This window comes from Ilumatobacter fluminis (assembly GCF_004364865.1).
GTDB lineage: Bacteria > Actinomycetota > Acidimicrobiia > Acidimicrobiales > Ilumatobacteraceae > Ilumatobacter > Ilumatobacter fluminis.
The window spans coordinates 1,984,143-2,008,038 of sequence record NZ_SOAU01000001.1 but is presented as its reverse complement, the minus strand read 5'-3'; the positions used below and the strand labels follow the sequence as shown (position 1 = coordinate 2,008,038).

General features: G+C 68.1%; 18 protein-coding genes. 4 read left to right on the top strand and 14 right to left on the bottom strand.

The window, feature by feature from the left end; translation table 11 throughout:
* Positions 1-35: 35 nt before the first annotated feature.
* From BDK89_RS09045 to npdG, 3 genes are all read right to left on the bottom strand, one after another.
* Positions 36-788 (bottom strand): lysophospholipid acyltransferase family protein, encoded by a 753-nt coding sequence (locus BDK89_RS09045; RefSeq protein WP_133868643.1) that lies wholly within the window; start codon positions 786-788, stop codon positions 36-38.
* A 90-nt stretch (positions 789-878) separates the two neighbouring features.
* Positions 879-2,006 carry a cysteine--tRNA ligase gene (locus BDK89_RS09040; protein WP_133868642.1) on the bottom strand — a complete coding sequence of 376 codons (1,128 nt, stop codon included), beginning with the start codon at positions 2,004-2,006 and terminating at the stop codon, positions 879-881.
* A gap of 3 nt (positions 2,007-2,009) precedes the next feature.
* Positions 2,010-2,687 (bottom strand): NADPH-dependent F420 reductase, encoded by a 678-nt coding sequence (gene npdG, locus BDK89_RS09035; protein WP_133868641.1) that lies wholly within the window; start codon positions 2,685-2,687, stop codon positions 2,010-2,012.
* Positions 2,688-2,771: 84 nt separating this feature from the next.
* On the opposite strand from npdG, the gene fabI reads away from it, so the two are divergent.
* A complete protein-coding gene (gene fabI / locus BDK89_RS09030; protein ID WP_133868640.1) occupies positions 2,772-3,551 on the top strand; it encodes an enoyl-ACP reductase FabI in 780 nt (259 codons plus the stop codon).
* Here the strand turns inward: fabI and BDK89_RS09025 are convergent.
* The 3 genes from BDK89_RS09025 to BDK89_RS09015 are packed head-to-tail and all read right to left on the bottom strand — an operon-like array spanning position 3,533 to position 8,517.
* Positions 3,533-4,684: an alpha/beta hydrolase gene (locus tag BDK89_RS09025; RefSeq protein WP_133868639.1), complete on the bottom strand. Its 1,152-nt coding sequence runs from the start codon at positions 4,682-4,684 to the stop codon at positions 3,533-3,535. The genes fabI and BDK89_RS09025 overlap by 19 nt on opposite strands.
* Positions 4,685-4,708: 24 nt before the next feature.
* Positions 4,709-6,751 carry a thioredoxin domain-containing protein gene (locus BDK89_RS09020; RefSeq protein ID WP_166657473.1) on the bottom strand — a complete coding sequence of 681 codons (2,043 nt, stop codon included), beginning with the start codon at positions 6,749-6,751 and terminating at the stop codon, positions 4,709-4,711.
* 44 nt (positions 6,752-6,795) lie between these two features.
* Positions 6,796-8,517 carry an ABC transporter ATP-binding protein gene (locus BDK89_RS09015; protein WP_133868637.1) on the bottom strand — a complete coding sequence of 574 codons (1,722 nt, stop codon included), beginning with the start codon at positions 8,515-8,517 and terminating at the stop codon, positions 6,796-6,798.
* Positions 8,518-8,549: 32 nt separating this feature from the next.
* Here BDK89_RS09015 and BDK89_RS09010 point away from each other — a divergent pair, with 32 nt between their 5' ends.
* Positions 8,550-9,170, top strand: coding sequence for a PH domain-containing protein (locus tag BDK89_RS09010; protein ID WP_133868636.1), 621 nt, complete (start codon positions 8,550-8,552; stop codon positions 9,168-9,170).
* An 11-nt stretch (positions 9,171-9,181) separates the two neighbouring features.
* Here the strand turns inward: BDK89_RS09010 and BDK89_RS09005 are convergent, their stop codons facing one another.
* The 7 genes from BDK89_RS09005 to BDK89_RS08975 form a co-directional block, all read right to left on the bottom strand.
* On the bottom strand, positions 9,182-10,315 hold the full coding sequence (locus tag BDK89_RS09005) for an ABC transporter permease (RefSeq protein ID WP_133868635.1): 1,134 nt from the start codon (positions 10,313-10,315) through the stop codon (positions 9,182-9,184).
* On the bottom strand, positions 10,312-11,847 hold the full coding sequence (locus BDK89_RS09000) for an ABC transporter permease (RefSeq protein ID WP_133868634.1): 1,536 nt from the start codon (positions 11,845-11,847) through the stop codon (positions 10,312-10,314). The genes BDK89_RS09005 and BDK89_RS09000 overlap by 4 nt, the downstream gene beginning before the upstream one ends.
* Positions 11,848-11,915: 68 nt before the next feature.
* On the bottom strand, positions 11,916-14,093 hold the full coding sequence (locus BDK89_RS08995; protein WP_133868633.1) for an ABC transporter substrate-binding protein: 2,178 nt from the start codon (positions 14,091-14,093) through the stop codon (positions 11,916-11,918).
* A gap of 243 nt (positions 14,094-14,336) precedes the next feature.
* Entirely contained in the window at positions 14,337-14,975 is a 639-nt protein-coding gene (locus BDK89_RS08990; protein WP_133868632.1) for a nitroreductase family protein, read from the bottom strand.
* Between the two features lie 18 nt (positions 14,976-14,993).
* Positions 14,994-15,647, bottom strand: coding sequence for a hypothetical protein (locus BDK89_RS08985; RefSeq protein WP_133868631.1), 654 nt, complete (start codon positions 15,645-15,647; stop codon positions 14,994-14,996).
* Positions 15,648-15,751: 104 nt separating this feature from the next.
* Positions 15,752-20,563: a DNA polymerase III subunit alpha gene (dnaE, locus tag BDK89_RS08980; RefSeq protein ID WP_133868630.1), complete on the bottom strand. Its 4,812-nt coding sequence runs from the start codon at positions 20,561-20,563 to the stop codon at positions 15,752-15,754.
* A 148-nt stretch (positions 20,564-20,711) separates the two neighbouring features.
* Positions 20,712-21,212 carry a hypothetical protein gene (locus BDK89_RS08975; protein ID WP_133868629.1) on the bottom strand — a complete coding sequence of 167 codons (501 nt, stop codon included), beginning with the start codon at positions 21,210-21,212 and terminating at the stop codon, positions 20,712-20,714.
* 101 nt (positions 21,213-21,313) lie between these two features.
* On the opposite strand from BDK89_RS08975, the gene BDK89_RS08970 reads away from it, so the two are divergent.
* Positions 21,314-22,360, top strand: a complete 1,047-nt coding sequence (locus BDK89_RS08970; protein WP_133868628.1) for a TIGR03857 family LLM class F420-dependent oxidoreductase — start codon at positions 21,314-21,316, stop codon at positions 22,358-22,360.
* Between the two features lie 41 nt (positions 22,361-22,401).
* Entirely contained in the window at positions 22,402-23,259 is an 858-nt protein-coding gene (locus BDK89_RS08965; RefSeq protein WP_133868627.1) for a DUF72 domain-containing protein, read from the top strand.
* Here the strand turns inward: BDK89_RS08965 and BDK89_RS08960 are convergent.
* On the bottom strand, positions 23,256-23,879 hold the full coding sequence (locus BDK89_RS08960; RefSeq protein WP_133868626.1) for a proteasome activator: 624 nt from the start codon (positions 23,877-23,879) through the stop codon (positions 23,256-23,258). The genes BDK89_RS08965 and BDK89_RS08960 overlap by 4 nt on opposite strands.
* Between the last annotated feature and the right edge of the window lie 17 nt (positions 23,880-23,896).

Sequence of the window (23,896 nt, the reverse complement as noted above, 5' to 3'; positions counted from 1 at the left end):
GAGCAGGTTTCGGGTGTCGTGTCGGATCGGCGGCGTCAGACGGCGACGAGGTGGCGGTGACCCTCGGCGTGTTCGTCGCCGACGTTGGCGACGACGGACGGCTGGGTCGGTTCGACCTCGGGCTCACCGCTGTAGCGGTTGTGGTACCGCTGCTTGGTCATCTCCCGGATCTCGAACATGACCTCGTCGATCATCGACCGCCACGCGAGGTGTTCCGGACCACGGCCCCGATAGCGCTCGGGCTTGATCGCACGTCCGATCGAGATCGTGCACTCCTTGCGGAGCTTGGGCATCTTGGCGTCGATCGGCTGGATCTCGTCGGTGCCGGTGATCCCGACCGGGAAGATCGGACAGCCGAGGTCCATCGCGAGCCGGGCGGCGCCGGTGCGCCCCTTGTAGAGGTCGCCGTCGCGGCTGCGGGTGCCTTCGGGGAAGATCCCGAACAGCTCACCTCGTTCGAGCACGGCCCGTGCGGTGTCGAGCGCGGCTTGGCTCTTCTCGCCGCCGGAGCGGTCGATCGGGATCATGCCGAGCGCGGGGAACACGTACTTGGTCTTCCACGAGTCCATGTACTCCGCCTTGCCGACGAAGCTGATGTTGCGCGGCACCGTGAGCATCAGGAACGCCGAGTCGAGGAAGCTGATGTGGTTCGGGCACAGGATCGCCGGGCCGTCGTCGGGAAGCCGCTCGTAGCCCTCCTGGTGGATGGTCCACAGCTTGTTGGCGATCGGCTTGACGATCGTGCGCGAGCGGGCCTGCAGCTTGTTGGCGCCGGCCGACTCGGTCATGGCCCCATCGTAGACATGACGGGGGTCACATGTGCGACGCAACCGTGCACTGACGATGAATGTTGCGTTTCCGTCGGGGGTGGAGCGTCGTTATCTGAGTTCGACACCGAGCAGGGCTGCGGCGTCGCGGGTCCGCTCGCCGGACGCGGCGGCAGCGTCGATCGCTGCCACGGCACCCGGGGTGTCGAGATCGTCGTCGAGCAGTCGACGGACGTCGTCGATCACGTCGCCCGGCGCACCGTCGGCGGCCGACCGCCACGCCGTCAATCGTTCGACGTTGCGGTCGATGAGGCCGTCGTCCCACTCCCACTCGGTGCGGTAGTGGTGCTCGATCAGGCCGAGTCGGATCGCCATCGGGTCGTACGTCTCGCGCAGCTTGTCGACGAACACCAGGTTGCCGCGGCTCTTCGACATCTTGTGGCCGTCCATGCTGATCAGCGCGGCGTGCATCCAATGGGTGACGAACAGCTCGCCGGTCGCTGCCTCGGACTGGGCCCGTTCGCACTCGTGGTGCGGGAAGATCAGATCGGCGCCGCCGCCGTGCAGGTCGATCGTCGTGCCGAGTTCGCGCAACGCGAGCGCGCTGCACTCGATGTGCCAGCCCGGTCGGCCGGCGCCCCACATCGTGTCCCACGACGGCTCGTCGGGGGCCGACGGGTGCCAGAGCACGAAGTCGAGCGGGTGTCGCTTGTTCGGGTCGTCGACCTGGCCGCCGCGTTCGCGAGCGAGCTCGATCATCTCGGATTCCGAGTAGTGGCTCAGCGAACCGAACGAGTCGAACTTCGACACGTCGAAGTACACCGAGCCGCCCGCCTCGTAGGCGAAGCCGGCGTCGAGCACCATGCCGATGAACCCGCGGATGTCGGGGATCGCCGACGACGCCCGGGGCGTGCTGGCGACCGGGAGCGCGTTGAGCGCCACCATGTCGCGCTCGAACCGGGCTTCTTCGGCCGCAGCGAGGTCGAGGTAGTGCACGCCGAGCTCACGGGCCTTGGCGAACAGCGGATCGTCGACATCGGTGACGTTGCGGACACAGGTGACCTGGTGTCCTTTGTCGATCAGGTGCCGCTGGAGCACGTCGTAGGCGATGAACGTGTTCGCGTGCCCGAGGTGGGTGGCGTCGTACGGCGTGATGCCGCACGTGTACATCAGGACGTCGTCGCCGGGTTCGAACGGCACGATGGCGCGCCGCGCGGTGTCGTAGAGCTGGAAGGTCATGCGTCAGGATGCAACCGTGCGCGGGTCGGACTTGATTCCCCACAGCTGGGGAGCGACCCGGGTCTTGTACCGCACGTTGAGCTGCAGGAGCACGGCCGTGAAGGCTTCGATCGCCGTCGCGTTCGAGAGTTCTCCGGCGTCGAGCGGCCGACAGCCGGGGATCTTCGACACCATCTCGCTGATGGCGCCGACCGCTTCGGGGTCGTCGCCGCAGATGAGCACATCGCTCTCGATCGGTTCGCCGATGTGGCCGAGCTCGGTCGCCGGCAGGTGGTGGAACGCCGCGACGACGCGGCTCTTCGGGACGGCGGCCTGCACGTGCGCCGCGACGCTGCCGCGGGGCGGGACGAGGGGCTGGAACTCCTTGCCGACCCGCACGAGGGCGTTCGCCATGCTGACGACGATCTTGCCGCGCAGGTAGCGCTCGTGGTCTTGGGCCATCGTGGCGGCCGAGTCCCAGGGCGTCGCGATCACGACGATGTCGCAGTCCGCGGCGGAGGCGTTGTCGCCGTACCCGAGGAGCTCGTCGAGCTCGGGATACTGCTCGACCAGAGCGTCGCGCGACTCCATCGCCCGATACTTCGAGCGCGAGCCGATCACCGACTCGTAGCCGACACTCGCCAGACGGGCGGCCAGGCTGCTGCCCGCCGGTCCACTGCCCCCGATCACTCCGATACGCATGGTGGGAGCCTTGCACATCGGGTGTCGGACGACCACGTCCGGCAACCGTGACGGGCGAAGGTCACACGGGCTACGTTGCACGGCATGGGAATCCTCGAGGGCAAGAAGCTCGTGATCACCGGTGTGCTCACCGACGCGTCGTTGGCGTTCGGCGTGGCCAAGATCGCCATCGACGAAGGCGCCGAGGTGGTGCTCACCGGGGCGGGTCGCGCCCTCAGCCTCACGAAGCGCACGGCGCGCAAGCTCGGCCAGGTGAACGGTGCCGACGTGCCGGTGTTCGAGTTCGACGTCACCGTGCCCGAGCACGTCGAGTCGGTCCGGGCGTCGGTCGCCGAGACGCTCGGCCACGTCGACGGCGTGCTGCACGCGATCGGCTTCGCTCCCGAGTCGTGTCTCGGTGACGACTTCATGGACGCCCCGTGGGACGACGTCGCCGTCGCGATGCACATCTCGGCGTTCTCGCTGAAGACCCTTGCCGAGGCATTCCTGCCGCTCATGAGCGAGGGTGGGTCGATCGTCGGACTCGACTTCGACAACCAGCAGGCGTGGCCGGCCTACAACTGGATGGGCGTCGCCAAGTCGGCCCTCCAGAGTGTGTCTCGCTACCTCGCCAAAGAACTCGGCCCGCAACAGATCCGGTGCAACCTCGTGGCCGCCGGCCCGATCCGCACGATCGCCGCCAAGTCGATCCCCGGGTTCGCCCTGTTCGAGGACACGTGGGACGGCCGCTCACCGCTCGGCTGGGACGTCAACGACTCCGAGCCGGTGGCCAAGGCGTGCGTGGCGCTGCTGTCCGATTGGTTCCCCGCCACGACCGGCGAGATCATCCACGTCGACGGCGGCTATCACGCCGTCGGTGCCTGACGCAGCACCGTCACACCCAACCAGTCCCGGATCACGGCCGCTGCGGTGCGGCTGGTCACGCCCGACAGTGCGTCGAACGCGTGCTGTGCGCCGTACACCGGCACGTAGTCGACGGGTCGCCCTGCGGCTCGCAGCACCTCGACGAACTGCTGCCCCTCCCCCGCCGGCACCAAGGTGTCGTGGGTGCCGTGCACGATGAGGAACGGCGGCGTGTCGTCGTGGACCCGGTCGATCGGTGACACGGCCCGGTAGCGCTCCGGCTGTTCGTCGACCGTCGACAGCATCACCTCGTTGCGGATCTTGTCCCAGTGCGCTCGCGTCCGGTTGCGATTGGCCATGTCGTACACGCCGTACATGCCGACGCAGGCTGCGACGCGTTCGTCGTCACCGTCGGCCGTGAGCGCCGCCATCGCCGCCAGATGGCCACCGGCCGAACCGCCCGCCAGGACCACGGTCGACGGCTCCACACCGTGAGCGCTCAGTTCGGTGCGCGCCCAGCGGACGGCCTCGCGCACCGCAGCGATCTGGTCTTCGACGGTGACGTGCGGGGTGAACGGGTAGCGGATGCCGAGCGACGCCCATCCGTCGAGCGCGAGGGCGTGGTAGAGGTCTCGGGCCTGACGCTGCGGATCGCCGCCGGTCCAGCCCCCGCCGTGCACGTACACGACGACCGGGAGCTTGCGCCGGTCGTCGTCGGGGCGGGTGAGGTCGAGGGTGAGTGGCCCACGCCACTCGATCGAATGCTGCTCGCGAACACCGGGCGGTGTCGGGATGGGGCGCCCGCGCCAGCGGCCGGGTCCGCGCGCCCGGTGGATCGCGCCGCTCACGTGTCGCCGGAGCCGGCGGACGCCGATCGCCGTCCTCGTCAGCACCCAGACGAGCAGCACGGACGAGACGCCGAGCATCGCGGCGCCGACGACGCCGAACGCCGAGTCGAGCCCACCGCCGACCACGCCGACCGCGATGGCAGCGAGATGGAGCACCAGCCACAGCGGCGCCGTCTCGGAGATGACCATCGCCGGCAGCCACCAAGGCGAGTACCGACGCGTCGGGTCGATCACCGGTTTGGCCGCGTTCCACACGATCGGGAGCGAGACGATCCCGGCCAGGAACAGCCACGCGGCGGCGATCACGGACACTGCGGATCGGCGCTCCGGCTAGCCCTCGGACGACGTGGTCGCCCGGATGTTCATGCCCTCGGGCACCGGACGCCCCGAGAGCTGTTCGTACAGCTGCTCCGGCTCGGTGACGGGTCGCTCGCACACATGGTTGCGGCACAGGTAAGCGTTGCCCTCGGTGCGGCCCTCCCACAACGGCGAGTCGTACGGCTCGCCCCACGCCATCACGAGGTCGGGCCGCCACAGCACCTGTCCGACCCGCACGAGTTCGGGGACGTCACCGACCATCACGAGCTCGAGGATGCCGCGCTGGCGCAGGAAGACCGCCAGCAACGCGTTCGACGTGCCGCCCGGCGACTGCTCGCAGATCGGGGCGAGCAACTGCAGGATTCGGTCGGCGAAGTTGGCGTAGCGGGAGTCGCCGGTGAGCGCAGCAAGGCGTTGCAGCGCGTTGGCAGCGACCGAGTTCGCCGACGGGGTCGCGTTGTCGTACACGTCCTTCTGTCGGACGATCAGCTGCTCGGCGTCTTCCGCCGTGGTGTAGAGACCGCCCTCCACCGGATCCCAGAACCAGTCGAGCATGGTGTCGGCGGTCTCGCGAGCGGCAGTGATCCAGCGCGCCTCGCCGGTCGCCTCGGCGAGCCGGATGAACGCCTGCACCAGTGCGGCGTGGTCGGCGGCCAGGGCCGCGTGGCGTGCCTGCGGCTCGCCGTCGGCCTGCCACGAACGGAACCAGCGACCGCGGTCGTCGCGCAACTCGCGAAGCAGGAACTCGCCGGTCTCGACCGCGACCTGCTTCCAATCCGACCGCTGGAACGCGGTCGCGGCGTCGGCGAGCGCGTAGAGGAACAGCGCGTTCCACTCGGTGAGCACCTTGTCGTCGAGACCCGGGGCAGGACGGCCGGAGCGAACCTGCAGCAGGCGCCGCCGGACCGCCTCGAGCGCCGGTGGGCGCGCCAGCTTGCCTCGCGCCTCGCTGCGGTTGGGGATCGAACGTCCTTCGAAGTTGCCCTCGTCGGTGATGCCCCACCACTGCTGCGCGACGCCGGCCGCCTGGGCGTCGACGTCGGCGAGCGCCGCCCGGATCTCGTCGGGCGTCCAGGTGTAGTACGCGCCCTCGACACTGTTGCCCTCGGCGTCGAGCGAGTCGGCGTCCTGCGCCGAGGCGAACCCCCCACCGGGCAGCCGCAGCTCGCGCAGCACGTAGGCGATCGTCTCCTCGACGACCTGCTTGTACTGGGGCTGCCCGAGCACGGAATAGCTCTGGCGGTACAGGCCGACGAGCAACGCCTGGTCGTACAGCATCTTCTCGAAGTGAGGAACGAGCCATTCGCGATCGGTCGAGTACCGGGCGAACCCACCGCCGATGTGGTCGTACATGCCGCCCGAACACATCGCGTCGAGCGTGGTCGTGATGACGTTGCGGGCCTCGTCACGACCCGACGTCATGTAGGCACGCAGGATCAGTTCGGTGTGGAACGTCGCCGGGAACTTCGGAGCCTTGCCGAACCCACCCCACTCGGGATCGAAGGCCCCGCCCAGCTTCTTCAGCGACTCGTTGACCAGTTCGACGCCCGGGACGTCTTTGGCGGCCACCGTCTCGGCGACCTTGGTGAGCTTCTCGGTGAGCTGGGTCGCCTGCTTGTCGAGTTCGTCGTGCCTCGTCGTCCAGACCTCGGTGAGCCCCTCGATCACCTTCAGGAAGGCATCCTTCGGGAAGTAGGTGCCGCCGAAGAACGGGCGCCCGTCGTGGTGCAGCGCCATCGTCATCGGCCAGCCACCGCGGCCGGTCAGCGCCGTGAGCGCCTCCATGTACAAGCCGTCGACGTCAGGGCGTTCCTCGCGGTCGAGCTTGACGTTCACGAACGCCGCGTTCATCGCCGCAGCCACCTCGTCGTCCTCGAAACACTCGTGTGCCATGACGTGGCACCAGTGGCAGGCCGAGTAGCCGACCGACAGCAGGATCGGCACGTCGCGTTCGCGCGCTGCCGCGAACGCCTCCTCACCCCACGGGTACCAATCGACCGGGTTGTCCCGGTGCTGGCGGAGATACGGCGACGTCTCGGTGGCGAGTCGGTTCACGGAGCCGACCCTATCGACGGCGGCGATGAACCCGGGATCGCCGCTCAGTCGTCGGCGCCGGCAGCGATGAGTGCGTCGCGCTCCTGACGGCGGAGCTGCTGGGCATCCGGGTCGGGCACCGGCACGGCGGCCAGCAGGCGCTTGGTGTACGGGTCGGTGGGCCGGGTCAGGATGTCTTCGCGTGGGCCGAACTCGACGAGCTTGCCGTGCTGCATCACGGCGATCCGCTTGGCGAGGATCTCGACGACGGCCAGGTCGTGGCTGATGAACAGGCACGCGAAGCCGATGTCTCGCTGCAGTTCCTGGAACAGGTCGAGGACCTTCGCCTGCACCGACACGTCGAGCGCCGAGGTCGGCTCGTCCGCGATCAACAGCTTCGGGCGCAGCGCGAGCGCGCGGGCGATGCCGACTCGCTGGCGCTGGCCACCCGACAGTTCGTGCGGGTAGCGGTTGCGGAGCGAGCGATCGAGTTCGACCTGGTCGAGCAGCTCCGAGATGCGGGCCTCACGAGCCTTCGCGTCGAAGCCCGCGAGCAGCATCGGCTCACCGATTGACTCACCGATCGGCAGACGGGGGTTCAGCGACGAACCCGGGTCCTGGAACACGAAACTCAGGTCGCGGCGCACCGCTCGGAGATCGTCCTTCGACACGCCGACCATCGGGGTGCCGAGCACGTCGGCCTCTCCCTCGACGAACGGCAGCAGGCCCACGATCGCTCGGCCGACGGTCGTCTTGCCCGAGCCCGACTCGCCGACGAGGCCGACGACCTCACCGGGGGCGATGTCGAGATCGATGCCGTCGACGGCCCGGAAGGCGGGCGTCCGGCCACGCTTGGGGTACTCGACCGACACGCCACGCAGGTCGACGATCCGCTCGGTGGTCACCGACGTCGCGGTCGGCTGGTCGGCGGTCTCGTCGATCGCCTCGGCGATCTGCTCGGCCTGCTGTTCGTCACCGGCGACGACGGCGTTCACGAGTCGGCCGAGGTGCGGCACCGAGCCGAGCAGTTGCTGGGTGTACGAGTGCTGGGGTCGGTAGAACACGTCCGCCGAAGTGCCGCGCTCGACGATCTCGCCGTTCTGCATCACGAGCACACGGTCGGAGAGGTCGGCGACGACGCCCATGTCGTGGGTGATCAGCAGCACGCCGGCGTCGATCCGGTCGCGGAGGTCGCGGAGCAGCTTGAGGATCTCGGCCTGGACCGTCACGTCGAGCGCGGTCGTCGGCTCGTCGGCGATCAGCAGCTTGGGTTCGAGGGCCAGGGCCTGGGCGATCATGGCGCGCTGGCGCTGGCCGCCCGACAGCTGGTGCGGATACGAGTCGACGCGAACCTCGGGGTTCGGGATCTCGACGAGGTCGAGCAGTTCGATCGCTCGCTTGCGGGCGGCCTTGGGCGCCATCGACTGGTGGCTGCGGAGCATCTCGGCGATTTGGAACCCGACGGTGTACACCGGGTTCAGTGCCGTCATCGGCTCCTGGAAGATGACCGACGCGAGACGGCCGCGCATCGAACGCAGGGTGCGCTGGTCGAGTCCGACGACTTCGGTGTCGTCGACGACGATGGAACCGCGGACGTTGGCGTTCTTGGGCAGCAGACCCAGCGTGGCGAGGGCGGTCGTCGACTTGCCGGAGCCCGACTCACCGACGATTGCGAGCACCTCACCACTGTTGAGGTCGAACGAGGCGTCGACGACGGCGGGATACCAGACGCCGTCGACCCAGAAGTCGATGTTGAGCTGATCGACCGAGAGGACAGGAGTGCTCATCGGCGTGCGATTCCTTCCGTGTTCCTGGCACGATGGCGAACGTGTCGGACCTGTTCTACGAGGAGACGTTCCGTCCGGCGTTCGGCCGGGTGCTGGCGGGCGCGCTCATGACGATCTGCGCCCTGGCGGGGTTGAGTGTGGTCGGCGCCGGTGCCGACGCCCTCTGGCAGGTGTGGCCCTGGCTGGCCCTGGTGGCCTTCGGGGCGTGGGCGCTCTACTGGCGTCCAGAGGTCGAGGTGAACGCCGGTGGCGTCCGTGTCGTGAACGTGTTCCGCACCCTCGACGTGCCGTGGCCGGCGATCACCGACATCGAGACCAAGTGGGCGCTCACCCTCGTGACGACGCTCGGCACCGTCCGTGCCTGGGCGGCACCGGCTCCGGGTCGTCAGGTGCTGCGCCGCAGCCAGGCCGAAGATCTGCGCCTCGGCGGCGCCGGCAAGGGCGACATGGTGCGCCCGAGCGATCTGCCCCAGACCGAGTCGGGGGCGGCGGCACTCGTCGTGCGGCAACGTTGGCTGCGCATACGCGAGGCCGGCTTCCTGGCCGACCCGCGCGTCGAGCACGACCGCATGCCCGTGCGTTGGCACGTCGAGACGATCGCCGGCTTCGCCCTGCTGACCGTCGCCGTCGTGTACGGCACGTTCCTGCGCTGACACGAGCACGATCAGCCGCCCAGGTGCATGCGGTTGGGACGCGTCGCCATGTCGGCCTTCGCCTCTTCCTGCTTCTTCGCCAGGTCCTTGAACTTGGGGATGCGCTTCTGGCGAGGGTCGAACGCGTCGCGGAGGCCGTCACCGATGAACTGCAGGCACAGGACGATCGTGACGATCATGAGCCCCGGGAACAGGAACAGCCACGGGCGGGTGCCGAACGCGGTGTCGTAGTCGTTCACCAGAGCGCCCAACGACACGTTGGGCGCCTGGATGCCGAAGCCGATGAACGACAGCGCGGCCTCGGTGAGGATGCCGGCGCCCATCAGCAAGGTGGTGGACACCACGATCGTGCCGACCGTGTTGGGCAGGATGTGCTTGAAGATGATGCGGCGCGGCGAGGCGCCGGCCACGCGGGCGGCGTCGACGAACTCGCGTTCACGCAACGCCAGGAACTCGGCTCTGACGAGTCGGGCGAGACCGGTCCACGAGAACAGGCCGAGTGCGAGCGCGACGCTCCACAGACCGGACGCACCGAACGAGAACGCGGCGACCGAGACGATGACGAGCAGCGGCAGGATCAGGATGACGTCGGTGATACGCATCAGGATCGAGTCGAGCCAGCCTCCGTAGAAGCCGGCCAGCGCACCGATCATCACGCCGAGGGTCACCGACAACACCGCGAGCACGAGGATGACCACGAGCGTCACCTGGACGCCGCGCATCGTCATCGCGAACAGGTCCTTGCCGTTCTGATTGTCGACCCCGAAGGGGTGATCGCCCCAGGCGAGGCCGTCTCCGCCGAGGAACGACGGGATGATCGAGATCGTCGGGCCTTCGTCCTGGACGGGCGGGATCAGGTCGGTGTGTTCCCACTGGTACCAGCCCGGGATCGGGCCGGCGCCGACGCTCGTGACGGCGACGATGATGATGAACGCCAACAGGACGAGCGAGATCATCGCGCCCTTGTGGCGGATGAAGCGCTTGCGGACGATCTGGCCCTGGCTGAGGCCGGCGACCTCGCGCTGCTCGTGGGTCAGTTCGTCGGGGAACTTCTCGAAGTCGGATTCGCGATGCGGATCGACGCGGAGGTCGTCCATCTCGCCGACTTCGTCGGGATCGGGCGGGAGAAGATGGTCGTCGCTCATTTGTCGTGGATCCGGATTCGTGGGTCGAGGACCGAGTACATGATGTCGGCGAGGATGTTGGCGACGACGGCCGTGGCGCCGACCACCATCGTGGCGGCCATCACCGGGTTCGGGTCGAGCGCCTGGAGGCCCTCGATGAAGAGTCGTCCCATGCCGTTCCACTCGAAGACCGTCTCGGTGATGACGGCGCCGCCGAGCAGGCCACCGATGTCGAACGCGATCACGGTGGCGAGCGGGATCAGGGCGTTGCGCAGACCGTGGCGGACGACCACGGTGCGCTCGGTCAGGCCCTTCGCGCGAGCGGTGCGGATGTAGTCCTGGTTCAGGACCTCGAGCATGCTGGCTCGCGAGTACCGGGTGTAGGCGGCGAGCGAGATCAGCATCAGCGCCATGGTCGGCAGGATGAGGTGACTGAAGATGTCGTTGTTCAGCACCCAGAACGAGCCCTCGAGACGGGGCTCCTTGTCACCGATCGTCTTGATCGGACGGTTGCGGATGACCGAGTTGCTGGAGTACTCCTGCCACGACTGCAGGTGCCGATCGACGAAGATGACGAGCGCCACCAGGAAGCCGACGAGCATCGACACCCGAGCCGACAGCCCCTTGTCGTAGCCGCCCCAGGCGATGCCGATCAGGTAGCTCGACACGAGGGTGGCGATCAGCAGCAGGAACGTCCACCACCAGCCCATGCCCTGTTCGTCGAAGAGTGTCTGGAGCGGGGTGTAGAGCACGCAGCCGAGTGCGGCGGTGGTCAGCGCCGAGAACAGCGCCTTGCGGTTCGCGATGCCGGCGAAGATCGCCGTGACACCGACGGCGATGCCGATCGCCATCGGGATCAGCACCGGCAGTCCGATGCCCGGCTTCAGGAACCATTGGGCGGCAGAGAGATAGATCAGGAGGCCGGCACCGACCGCAGCCGAGATGGCGGCGATCACGAGCCGGCGTGGCGCGCGCCCGCCGGCGATCGAGTAGCCGACGATGCCGACGAAGATCGACAGGACGACGATCACGGGCACCGAGATGCTCGCACCGTCACGCAACCAGTCGTTGAACCGGATGCCGCCGTACTCCTTGAGGATGACGGCGACCCAGAAGACCGGCAGTGAGAAGAACACGAACGTGAAGAACGTGACGATGTAGTCGAAGCCCGTGTACTGGCGCAGGGCCGTCACGATGCCGACGGTCACGCCGATCACGATCGACAGGAGCGACGAGGCGGCGACGAGCTTGAGGGTGACCGGGATGCGCGTGGCGAGTTCGTCGTTGACGGACTGTCGCGTCTGGGCGGAGATGCCGAAGTCGCCGGTCAGGGCGTCACCGAGCCACTGGAAGTAGCGCAGGACGGGCGGGGTGTCGAGGTTGAGCGCATTGGTGACGTCGCGTTCGATCGCCGCGCGCTGGGTCGGGTTCGTGATCTCGTTGAGGAAGCCCAACGGGTCACCGGCGTACGCCATCATGATGTAGACGGCGAACGAAGCGACGAGCAGCAGCAGGACCGACGCGATGAGTCGGCGCACGATGAAGAGGAGCATGGCAGGTTGTGCGGCCGCGCCGAGGCGCCGGGACTCGCGTCCCGGCGCCTCGAACGGGAATCAGTGGATCAGGCCGCTTCCCAATCCCAGACGTTCCAGAAGATCGTCGGGGAGATGGCAATCGGGTCCACGTTGGTGACGTAGTTGCTGTTGAACGCCGTCACTCCAGGGTGCTGGAACAGCGGCAGACCGAAACCGGTCTCGACGAGGAGGGCCTCGACCTCGGTCAGGATCTCTTCCTGACGGGCGGGGTCGGTGGTGCCCTTCAGCTCCTCGTAGAGGGCGTCGACGTCTGCGTTGGCGTAGCCGTAGAAGTTGTTGGCGCCACCGGTGACGAAGTTCGCCTCGGTGTCGGCAACGGCGACGGCGGTCGACTGCCAGCCGAAGAACGCCATGTCGTAGATCGACGGGTTCGACAGCTCCGAGCCCCAGGTCGGGCTACGGCCGTCGATGAGGTTGAAGCCGGCCTCGGCAGCGCTCGCCGCCATCAGCTCGTACTCGCTCGCACGACGGGGGTTGTTGTCGGCGAAGTGCACACGCACGTCGACCGGGGTCTCCACGCCGGCCTCCTCGAGGAGCGCGATGGCGCCCTCGATGTCGACCTCGGCGTAGTCGGCGGTGCCGTTGCCGGCGACGATGCCGTCGTACCACGGGGCACCCGGGGTCTGGGTGAACGAGTCACGGACCTCGGCCTCGGGGTTGATCGGGGCGATCAGACGCTCGACGATCTCTGCACGGGGCAGCGTCTTCATGAGCGCCTGACGGACGGCCAGGGCCGTCGCCTCGTCGCCACCGTAGGCGGCGGGGTCGAACGGACCACCGTTGGCCACGGCGAAGTCGACGTGCTCGTAGACGGCGGTGTCGCCGAATGCGAGCTCGACGCCACGGTCGGCGTAGCCCTCGAGCTCGGCGACCGAGTCGACCGTCGCCTGCGGCTGCATGACGTCGATCTCTTCGTTGGCGAGCGCCTGGACGGCGGCCGTCGGGTCACCGATGATGCGGTAGATGATCGTCTCGACCTTCGGCTGCGGGCCCCAGGTGTAGTCGGGGTTCGCGACGAGGGTCATCTCGGCGCGCTCTTCGTACGCCTCGAGGGTGTACATGCCGGTGCTGAGGTAGATGCCCTCGTCGTCCGGCAGCGAATCCCAGTCGAACGCCGTGTTGAACACGGTGGCGATCTGCGCGAGCGCCTCGCCGTCGTTGTTCTGGAAGGCGTCGACGACGGCCTGCTTGGCCTCCGTCGGGTCCTCGATGCCGAGCGCCAGGCGACCCACGACGTGGGCGGCCGGGTTGCCCAGGAACGGCGTGCCGTTCTGGTAGTCGACGTAGAACGAGTCGTAGACCATGGTGATGGCCTGACCGTCCTCGGAGATCTCCGGGAACTGGGTCACGAGCTCGAACTGCTCGCTGGCGGCGTCGAAGTTCACCGACTCGGCGGGGACGTACTCGAAGCCCTCGAAGAGCTCGAACGTCTCGGGGTCGTAGTGCACGCCGGCCTCTTCGGGGACGATGTCACCCTCGGGGGTCAGGACGAGCCAGTTGCCCTCTTCGTCGGTCTGGATGGCCGAACCGTCTTCGAGGAAGGCCACGCCACCCTCGTTGAAGTTGCCCGACACGGCGCCCCAGCCCAGGATCAGGTCGTGGGCCGTGATCGGCGTGCCGTCGCTGAAGGCGACGCCCTCGTTGATGCGGTACGTGACGGTGAGCGGCTCGAGCGACTCGATGGTGCAGGTACCGAACTGGTCGTTGTTGACCAGGTTCAGATCACCGTCGTAGTACGAGAAGCCGGAGTGCATCAGGTACGCAACGTTGGCGTTGGCCGTGGCGTTGGCGTGGGTCGTGTTCTGGTTGAACGACAGGAGCGGGTCGTTCCAGGCGACGCGGACTTCGCCGCTGGCCTCGGCCGACTCGTACGGGCCGTGCGGGATACCGCAACCGGAGCCGCCCTCGACGCCGACCATGGAGTCGTCCATGGCCATGTCGCCGTCGGTGTCGTCACCCTCGGCCTCGGTGGTGTCGGTGTCGTCACCCTCCCCCTCGGTCGTGTCGGTGTCGTCACCCTCGGCCTCGGTGGTGTCGGTGTCGTCGCCGTCGGCGTCGTCACCCTCCCCCTCGGTGTCGTCGTCGGCGACGTCGGAGGTCTCGACCTCGTCGTCACCGGAATCGTCGTCGCTGGTGCACGCCGAGACCACGAGCGCTGCCGTGATCAGGGCTGCAGCGGTTCTGCTGTGAGAACGTCGCTTCAACTGGTTACCTCATTCTTGGTTGGGTCGCGGACTGCTGCAAAGCAACAGCAGTCCTCTGTGCAGCACAGGAGGGGCAGGGCCCCGCCGGTGCGTCCGTGCGACCTGCGTTCACGCCGCAGACCGATGCATTCCGGACCGTGGCGAACCTACCGTCAACCGACGGTCTGGCAAACGTATTCCGACGGTCAATTGACACTGGCATGAACAGTCCGTGACCGATTTCACGCCGCTGGGCGACGGGTGTCACCCAGCGTGGAATCGACCCCGATGCACGATCTCCGACGGTGGCCGTCGGCGCCGTGTGGCGCTGCGTCCGGCGCCTGCGTCGCCGCGCCGTTCCGGCGTCGGACCGACGTCGGCCGGGTGTCCGAGCGCGACGGCCCCGAGCAGTTCGAGATGCGGCGGGACGTCGAGTTCGGCGCGCAGTTCGGTCTCACCACGGAACACGCCGAACAGCAGCGCGCCCAGGCCCTCGTCCTCGGCGGCGAGGAGGAACGTCATGAGCGCCATCGACGCGTCGACCGTCCAGTACGGCGTCGTCCATGCCTCGGTGCTCTCCCCCAGTCCGGTGGCCGCCTTGTCGGGCTCGGCATACCGAGCGACGTAGGCCTCGGGGTCGGCGAACGGGAGTGCGATCACGGGAGCGTCGAGCAGACGCTGCCACCGGAACGTCGCCCGCCGTTCGTCGGGCAGGGTGATGTCCCAGAACCGGGCGGTGTCGTCGCCCTCGAGCACCACCAGGTGCCACCCCTGGGTCTTGCCCGCCGACGGGGCACGGGACGCGAGGTCGACGAGTCGCTCGATGGTGCCCGACTCGAGCGGGTCGTTCCGGAAGGCGCGGGTCATGCGCCGCCGACGAACGACGTCGGCGAACTCGGTCACCGGTGCGTCAGGTGCAGCTCAGCGGGCGCCGAGCTTGACGAGGTCTTCGGCCATCGTCCAGCCGTAGACGACCATGACGTCGCCCGCGTCGGCGTCGACGGCTCCGAACATCTCGACGATCTCAGGGTCGAGATCGTCGGGCTTGGTCGATTCGAAGTCGAGGAAGCCCGACTGGCCGTTCTTCGCGACGAAGCTCTGCGCCTCGTACTTGCTGTCGACCGCGAACCGCTTGGCGAGGCGGCGCCCCCAGGCGCGCTCTTCACCGACGGCACGGGTGCCGGGTGAGGGCGTGACCTCGTCGAGCTTGTCGAACGCCTCGAGACCGTCGGCGGCCACGAAACGCGAGCCGACGACGACGTCTTCGTCGGGGAAGGCCATGAGGGCGCGGTGGTACGCCTCCCCCATCAGACCACGGAGCACGGTGTCACGCTTGCTGTGGCGCCGCACCGAGAGCATGCCGATCAGCACACACGGGGTGCCGCCGATGCGCTCGAGAGTCGAGAACATGAAGCCGTGGAGCTTGCCGTCGATGCGGGCCGTGGTGGCCAGCACCCAGTCTTCCTTCGCCTTGGACAGCGCGCCGATGTCGAACGCTCCCTCCATCGACCCCATCTCATCGAGATCGGTGTCGGTCAGTGCAACGGCATCGTTGGTAGCTACTTCGAGCGGCATGAAGACCCTTCTCCGTGACGATTTCGGAGCTTCTATTGTGCCACTGTTCCGAGTGCGGCGCACAACGCAACCCGTCGTGGGCTGCTAGCTGGGGCGATGCGGGATCACAATTCCACCGCGTCGTGGCCGAAGGCCATTCTCAGTTCGCCGATGGCTCGGTCGATGTCGACGCGGAACTCGTCGGCGAGTCGCACGACCTGGCCCTGACCGATGTCGATCTGGACGACGGAGTCGCCCGGGTGGTCGCGCAGGATCCGCTTCAGACGCTGGATCTTCAACTCGTCGAGGGCGTGGCTCGGCAGGCGGAGCCGCAACGGTGCCGCCGGCCCGTCGCCGAGCCCCGACAGGACCTCGACGAACTGGGCGATCAGCCCGAAGCGGGACTCGTCGCGCTTGTCGAGCCGCCCCTTCACCGAGACGATCACGTCGTCCTGCAGCTTGTGGCCTTGTTCGAGCAGGGTCCGCGGGAACACGGTGACCTCGATCGACGACTCGAGGTCTTCGAGGACGAACACGGCCATCTGGTCGCCCTTCTTGGTGAACTTGCGGGCGAGCCCGGTGATGACGCCGCCGACGACCACCTGGGCGCCGTCGTCCATCGTCTCGAGGTCGGAGATCGAGTGCTCGACCCGCCGCTTGAGCGCCGACTCGACACCGAACAGCGGATGGTCGGACACGTAGAGGCCGAGCATCTCCTTTTCGTTGCGGAGCTTGTCGCTCTTGTCGAACTCGATGTCGGGGATCGGGAGTCGCTCGTCGAAGCCGCCGCCCTCGTCGGCCGGTGCGTCGTCGTTCCAGTCGCCGAACAACGACATGACGCCACGGTCGCGTTCGCGTCGACGGTCGATCGTGGTGTCGAGGATCGGTTCGTAACCCGCGAGCAACCCGCGCCGGGGGTGGTTCAGGCGATCGAACGCTCCCGCCTTGATCAGCGACTCGACGGTTCGCTTGTTGAGCACGGGTTCGGGGACTCGTTCGGCGAAATCGTAGAAGTCGGTGAACTCGCCGTTCTCCTGCCGCTCGGTGAGGAGCTGCTCGACGAGCGCCTCGCCGACGTTGCGCACGGCCGACAGGCCGAACGTGATCGCGCCCGGGCTGCCCATCGGCAGGGCGACGTCGTCGGGCACCTTGTCGGCGGCGATCGCGTCGAAGTTGATGACCGACCGGTTGATGTCGGGGGTGAGCACCTTGATGCCGGCCGAGCGGCAGTCGGCCAGGTACACGGCCGCCTTGTCGAGGTTCGACTTCACCGAGGTGAGCAGGCACGCGAAGTACTCGACCGGGTAGTGCGCCTTCAGGTATGCGGTCTGGTAGGTGACGAGGCCGTACCCGAACGTGTGGCTCTTGTTGAACGCGTAGTCGGCGAACTTCTCGATGATGTCGAACAGGCTCTTGCCCAGTTCGCGTCCGTAGCCGGTGCGCTCGACGCCGTCCTCGAATGCGTCGCGTTCCTTGGCCATCATCTCGCGGATCTTCTTGCCGCAGTTGTGGACGAGGAAGTCCTCGGCGACGGCGTACGGCCGATCACCGTTCGCCATCTGGAAGTCGAAGCATTCTTTCTGACCGGCGTACTCGATCGACTCGACGGTGTCCCACAACAGGTCGCCGGAGCGGAGGTCTTCGAGCCGTTCGGAGTACAGCAACCCGTCGAGCGTGTTCCGGTGCACGAGGCGGGTCGAGAGCAGGCCGCCGCCGTCGACCCCGAGCGCTCGCTTCGAGCGCCCCGTCGCTTCGACGCGCCGGTCGAGTTCGCTGCGGACGAACGAGGTCGGGATTCCGATCAGGGTGGCACTGGCACCGGCGGTGTTTCCCCACTCGTGCAGCCAGTGCCGGACCTTGTCGTACTTGACGGTGGTCAGGTGCGGCTCGACGACACGTGCGAACGCCTTGGCGTGGCCCTTGTCGCGCACCGACAACGTGTAGTGGCGCCCGTGTCCGTCGATGTCGCGCGACCGGATCGTGCCGACGATGCCGAACCGCAGCAGCATCCGCTTAAGGGAACCGACCACTGCCCGGCTCTTCGACGCGTAGTGCACGCCGCTCTCGTCGGCCCAGCCGTCGGCGCAGAAGTACAGCCCGAGGAAGCGCTCGACGGCGACCGCCGGGGCGTTCACGAAGCGTTCGGGGACGACCTTCGCCTCCGAGGTGCCGTATGCGCCGACCACCGGTCGGAGGTCGCGGAGCTCGGCTCGCGTCAGCCGCAGCTGGGTGACGCCTGTTGCCGAGGTCGACTCGCGGTGGTGCGCCTCGCCGAAGCGACGCTCGTACGCCGCCCGGAAGGCGTCGAGGAGCTCGGGGTCGGTGTTGGTGAAGTGAGCGGTCCGCGGCGGGCCGTCGGGATCGGGCAGGTAGCCCTCGGAGATGAGCAGCGCCGCCAGGTCGACCTCGGCCGGATCGACCTTGGCACCGCCGTGGGTGACGGTGCGGCCGGCCACGCCGACGAGGTCGCCGGGGGCGAGCGAGCCGAGCCCGACCCACTCCCCTTCGAGCAGGAACTTGTGATCGTCGGTGGCTTCGATGGTGTAGCCCGTTGCGGTGGTGAGCCGCCAGACGTCTTTCACGCCGACCGACCACACGTCGTCGACCACCTCGTGGCGGGTCGCCGACGTGTCGGTGTCGATCGTCTGCACCCGACGGTCGCGCAGCGACATGATCTTCTCGATCGGCACGTAGCCACGGCTCCGTGTGAGGAGCCGGGTGCCGGCAGGCAGGCAGGCCTTGCGGAGGTTGTCGGCTTCGGCGAGGGAGTAGCCGGCGAACTTCTGGGCGACTCGCATCACGCTCTCCTGATAGATCATCAGGCCGTAGGTGTCGTCGAGCACCTCCTTCGCGTCGTCGTGGAAGTACTCGACCGGCTTGCGACCGTTCTTGCGATCGGCGAAGTCGTAGTGCATGTTCACGCTCATCGGCCCGGGCCGGTAGAGCGCGAGCACAGCGCTCACGTCTTCGAACGTGGTGGGCGCCATTGCCTTGAGCAGCTGTCGCATCGGCGGCGACTCGAGCTGGAACACGCCGATCGTGTCGCCGCGGGCGAGCAGGTCGAACGTCTTCTGGTCTTCGAGCGACACGGTGTCGATGTCGAAGTTCGGGTCGCGGTTGGCCCGGATCATCGCCTGGGCGTCGGTGATGACGTCGAGGTTGCGCAGGCCCAGGAAGTCCATCTTGAGCAGGCCCAGCTCTTCGACGCCGTGCATCTCGTACTGGGTGACGACCGGCGCGTCCTCGGGATCCTGGCCGGACTCGGGCTTGCGCTGGATCGGCAGGTAGTGGGTGACCGGTTCCTTGGTGATCACCACGGCCGCCGCGTGGATGCCGTCGGAGCGCTTCAGCCCCTCGAGCCCCTTGGCCACGTCGACGACCCGCTTCACGTCGGGTTGGGTGTCGTACATGGCACGCAGGTCGGAGGCCGCCTTGAAGCCGTCGGCGTACTTCTCGGTCTGCTCGAAGCAGTACTTCAGCGGGGTGTCGCGCCCCATGACGAGCGGCGGCATCGCCTTGGCGATCTTGTCGCCCACACCGTACGGGTAGCCGAGCACGCGGGCGGCGTCGCGTACGGCGTTGCGGGCCTTGATCGTGCCGAAGGTGATGATCTGGGCGACGTGGTCGCGTCCGTAGCGGTCGGCTGCGTACCGGATCATCTGATCGCGGTAGCGGGAGTCGAAGTCCATGTCGATGTCGGGCATCGACACGCGACTCGGGTTGAGGAAGCGCTCGAACAGGAGGTCGTACTTGATCGGGTCGAGATCGGTGATCCAGAGGCAGTACGCGACGGCGCACCCGGCGGCCGACCCACGACCCGGGCCGACGCGGATGCCGGCTTCTCGGGCGTAGTTGATGAGGTCCCAGGTGATCAGGAAGTACGACGCGAACCCCATGTCGTTGATGACCTTGAGTTCGTACGCGACCCGCTCGACGACCGACGGGGGCAGATCGTCGCCCCACCGCTTCTTGGCACCCTCCCAGGTGAGGTGGTCGAGGTAGGCGCTGTCGTCGGCGAATCCCTCGGGCAGCGGGAAGTTCGGGAGCAGGGCGTCACCGAACGTGATGTCGAGGTCGGCTCGTTCGGCGATCCAGAGCGTGTTGTCGCAGGCCTCGGGCACCTCCCGGAACAGGTAGCGCATCTCCTGGGCCGACTTCAGGTAGTGCTCCTCGCCGTGGAACTTGAAGCGCTTCGGGTCGGAGATGAGCGCACCGGTCTGGACGCACAAGAGCGCGTCGTGGCTCTCGTGGTCTTCGCGATGGGTGTAGTGGAGGTCGTTCGTCGCCAGCAGCGGGGCGCCGATCTTCTGCGCGATCTCCATCAGCTGCGGGTTCGTCGTGTGCTGCTCGGGGATCCCGTGGTCTTGGAGTTCGACGAACAGGTTGTCCTTGCCGAAGATCTCCTGCAGGCGCCCGGCCTTGTCGAGGGCGCCCTTCTCGTCGCCGTTGAGGAGCGACTGGAGCACGTGACCGCCGAGACAGCCGGTCGTCGCGATCAGGCCGTCGGAGTACTTCTCGAGCAGCTCCCAGTCCATCCGGGGCTTGTAGTAGTAGCCCTCGAGGAACGCCAGGCTGGAGAGCTGGATCAGGTTGCGGTACCCGACCTCGTTCTCGGCCAGCAGTGTGAGGTGGTAGTAGAGCTTCTTGCCCCCGTCGGTCTCGCCACCGGAGTCGTCGACACGACCGCGACGGGTCGGGCGCTCGGAGCGGTGATCGTGGGCCATGTAGGCCTCGGTGCCGATGATCGGCTTGATCCCCTGCTTCTTGCACTCCTTGTAGAACTCGAGGGTGCCGTACATGTTGCCGTGATCGGTGATGCCGATCGCCGGCTGGCCGTCGCCGACCGCCTTCGCGACCATCTCGTCCAGGCGCGCCGCCCCGTCGAGCATCGAGAATTCGGTGTGGACGTGGAGGTGCGTGAACGAATCGTTGGACACTGGGCTGGCGGCTCGCGAACGGTCGGAGGAACTACAGGGACGTGATTCGCGACGCTACCACGACAACCCCACGCGCGGTCCCGGCCCGCCGGACGTCACCGTCACGTTCGACACGACGGCCGCCATCACCGTCGACGGTGCCCTGGCGTCACGCCGGTGGGGTCTCGGGGAGCAGGGTTGCGTCGGCGACGGTGTCGAGCACGAACGGGCCGTCGAAGGTCGTCTCGACACGGATGACGACGACGTCGAGTTCGCACTCCCCCGCCCAGGCCGGCTCGCCCTCGACGCGCATCCCGGCGAAGACGCGATCGACCCCGTCGACCGGGATCGTGCGATCGTCGCCCACGACCGCGATCGTGAACGGGAGCGGGAGCGGTCCGGGTCGCAGGAGGGCCTGGTCGACGATGCCTATCGCCATCAGCTGGCGGCGGAGGGCGGGGTCGCCGTCGGCCGGGCGCCGGCTCGTGTCGACCGAGATCGTCGTGTCGCCGACGATCGTGTCGACGCCGAGGTGTCGGGTCGCGTCGGGGTCGCTACCCATGCCGCCGGTGATCGCGACACCGCCGTCGGCAACGGCCGCGTAGACCGGGAACCCTGCCCGTTCGACGGCGTCGAGCCACTGCTGTCGAGGATCGAACGGCGCTCCCACCGCCGCATCATCCCACGGCGATGGGTGCATTCGCGGGCACGCTGTCCGCCTCGTCGAGCAGCGTGCGAGGGGTGGACCGGGGATGGGGCAGACTCGGCAGCATGGTCGATGCGGCGACGGTGCGGTTTCCGGAGTTGGGGTTCTACACGCTGGCCGGCGGGGCGCAGGACCCTCGGGCACTGATCGACGAGTGCCACGACGCCGAACGGCTCGGGCTCGGCACCGTGTTCATCAGCGAACGCTTCAACGTGAAAGAAGCCGTCACCCTCTCGGGCGCCGCAGCAGCCGCCACGTCGAGCCTGCAGATCATGACGGCGGCGACGAACCACAACACCCGACACCCGATCGTCACCGCGTCGTACGCCACCACGATGCACCGCCTCACCCGCGGCCGATTCGTGCTCGGCCTCGGCCGAGGCATCGCTCCCCTGTTCGACGCCTACGGGCTGCCCCGCATCACCACCGCCCAGATGGAGGAGTTCGCCGACGTCATGCGGCGTCTCTGGCACGGCGAGACGATCCTCGGCCACGACGGAGCGATCGGCAGCTACCCGTTCCTGCGGCTCGACCCGACCTTCGACGAGGACATCCCGCTCGGCCTCGTCGCGTTCGGCCCGAACTCGCTCGCACTCGGCGGGCGCGCCTACGACCACGTCGTCCTCCACACCTTCTTCACCGACGAGACGCTCCAGCGGTGCGTCGCCACGGTGAAGCAGGCGGCCGAGCGGGCCGGCCGCGACCCCGACACCGTCACGGTCTGGTCGTGCTACGCGACCGTCGGCGACCACCTCGACCAACCCACCCGGTTGAAGAAGACCGTCGGACGACTCGCCACGTACCTGCAGGCGTACGGCGACCTGATGGTCGAGACGAATCGGTGGGACCCGGCCGTCCTCAGCGCGTTCCGCGCCGACGAGGTCGTACAGGGCGTCGGCGGCGCGATCGACGTCGTGGCCTCGACCGAGCAGCTCGAGCACATCGCCGGGCTGCTCCCCGACGAGTGGTTGGCCCCGGCTGCCACCGGCACCGCCGAGCAGTGCGCTGCGTCGGTGCGAGGTCAGCTCGACCTGGGCGCCGACGCGGTGATCATGCACGGGGCGAGCCCGGCCGAGCTCGAACCGATCGTCGAGGCGTACGGCACCCCGTGACTGCACCGTCCTCCCGACCCGTCCTGCGCGTCGGTTGTCCGATGTGGGCTCACGGGCCGTGGGTCGGCCGGTTCCTCTCCCCCGGCAACAAGGGCAACGAACTGTCCGAGTACGCACGCTGGTGTAACGCCGTCGAGGGCAACACGACGTTCTACGCCGTGCCGGCCGCGTCGACGATCGAGAAGTGGGCGGCACAGGCGCCGGACGAGTTCCGGTTCGCGTTCAAGGTGCCGCGCACCGTCACCCACGACCTCCGGCTCCGCGCCGGGGCCGACGCAGCGCTCGCCGAGTTCCTCGACCGGATCTCGCCGCTGGGTGAGCGGATCGGCCCGGTGCAGTTGCAGATGCCGCCCTCGTTCGGACCGAACGACCTGCGGGCGCTCGCCGAGTTCGTCGGGCGCCTCCCGGCGACGCACCGATGGGTCGTCGAGCTGCGGCACCCGGCGTTCTTCGACGGCGGCGCCGCACACCGGGCGGTCGATTCGATCCTGAGCGACGCTCCGACCGGACCGATCGGACGGGTCGTGCTCGACACCCGTCCGCTGTACGCCGAATCACCCAGGTCGGAGGCGTCGGTCGACGAGCGGCGCACGAAGCCGAAGCTGCCGGTCGTCACCGACCTGATGGGCGACGAGCCGGTGGTGCGGGTGATCGGCGCCGACCCGTCCGACCGTTCGCTGGCCGGTCTGACCGCGTGGGTACCGCAGCTCGTCGACTGGCTCGCCGAGGGGCGCCGACCGTACGTGTTCGTGCACCAGCCCGAGAACCTCGACTCGCCCGACCTCGCCCGCCGACTCCATGCCGCGGTGCGCGAACTCGTTCCCGGACTCGAACCGCTCCCCGACCCGCTCCCGGTCGCGCCTCGTGGCGAGACGACCGGGCAGTCGAGCTTGTTCTAGATGTACGTGCCGGGGCGGTCGCTCTGCGGCGGCAGGCCCTGCCCGGGCTGGCCCGGCTGGCCGGGCATCGGCTGACCCGGCTGCGGTTGGCCGCCGGGGCCGATCTGGCGCATCTGTTCGAGCTGCTGGCGGGCCGCCATCTGTTGCGCGACGAGCGACGCCTGGATGCCGTGGAACAGCCCCTCGAGCCAGCCGACCAGCTGGGCCTTGGCGATGCGCAGTTCCGGCTCGGTCGGCACGGTGTCCTCGTCGAACGGCAGGGCGAGCATGCGGAGCTCCTCTTGCAGGTCGGGCGAGAGCGCCTCGCTCAACTCGACGACGGAACGCTCGTAGATCTCGGCCAGCCGCTCGCGGCTCGGCTCGTCGAGTTCCATGTCGCGCACCTCGTCGAGGAGTTGCTTGACCATCGAACCGATCCGCATGACCTTGGCCGGCTCGGTGATCGCACCGGACGGCTCGACGTCACCACTCTCGTCACCGTCGTCGCCGCCCTCACCGTCCCGGACTCCGACCAGCTCGCCACGCTCCACACCGTCAGCACCGTTGGTGCCGGCGGCATCTGACGTCTCGTCGGCGGGCTCGGTGGTCGGCGTGTCGGGGGTGGTGTTGGTGTCGGTCATCGAATCAGCTCCTGGGC

Coding starts and splice junctions, on each gene's coding strand:
- BDK89_RS09015 (WP_133868637.1), bottom strand. CDS start 8,517: ATGAGCACTCCTGTCCTCTCGGTCGATCAGCTCAACATCGACTTCTGG.
- BDK89_RS08960 (WP_133868626.1), bottom strand. CDS start 23,879: ATGACCGACACCAACACCACCCCCGACACGCCGACCACCGAGCCCGCC.
- BDK89_RS09010 (WP_133868636.1), top strand. CDS start 8,550: ATGGCGAACGTGTCGGACCTGTTCTACGAGGAGACGTTCCGTCCGGCG.
- fabI (WP_133868640.1), top strand. CDS start 2,772: ATGGGAATCCTCGAGGGCAAGAAGCTCGTGATCACCGGTGTGCTCACC.
- npdG (WP_133868641.1), bottom strand. CDS start 2,687: ATGCGTATCGGAGTGATCGGGGGCAGTGGACCGGCGGGCAGCAGCCTG.
- BDK89_RS09045 (WP_133868643.1), bottom strand. CDS start 788: ATGACCGAGTCGGCCGGCGCCAACAAGCTGCAGGCCCGCTCGCGCACG.
- BDK89_RS09000 (WP_133868634.1), bottom strand. CDS start 11,847: ATGCTCCTCTTCATCGTGCGCCGACTCATCGCGTCGGTCCTGCTGCTG.
- BDK89_RS08970 (WP_133868628.1), top strand. CDS start 21,314: ATGGTCGATGCGGCGACGGTGCGGTTTCCGGAGTTGGGGTTCTACACG.
- BDK89_RS09005 (WP_133868635.1), bottom strand. CDS start 10,315: ATGAGCGACGACCATCTTCTCCCGCCCGATCCCGACGAAGTCGGCGAG.
- BDK89_RS08965 (WP_133868627.1), top strand. CDS start 22,402: ATGTGGGCTCACGGGCCGTGGGTCGGCCGGTTCCTCTCCCCCGGCAAC.
- BDK89_RS09040 (WP_133868642.1), bottom strand. CDS start 2,006: ATGACCTTCCAGCTCTACGACACCGCGCGGCGCGCCATCGTGCCGTTC.
- BDK89_RS08985 (WP_133868631.1), bottom strand. CDS start 15,647: ATGCCGCTCGAAGTAGCTACCAACGATGCCGTTGCACTGACCGACACC.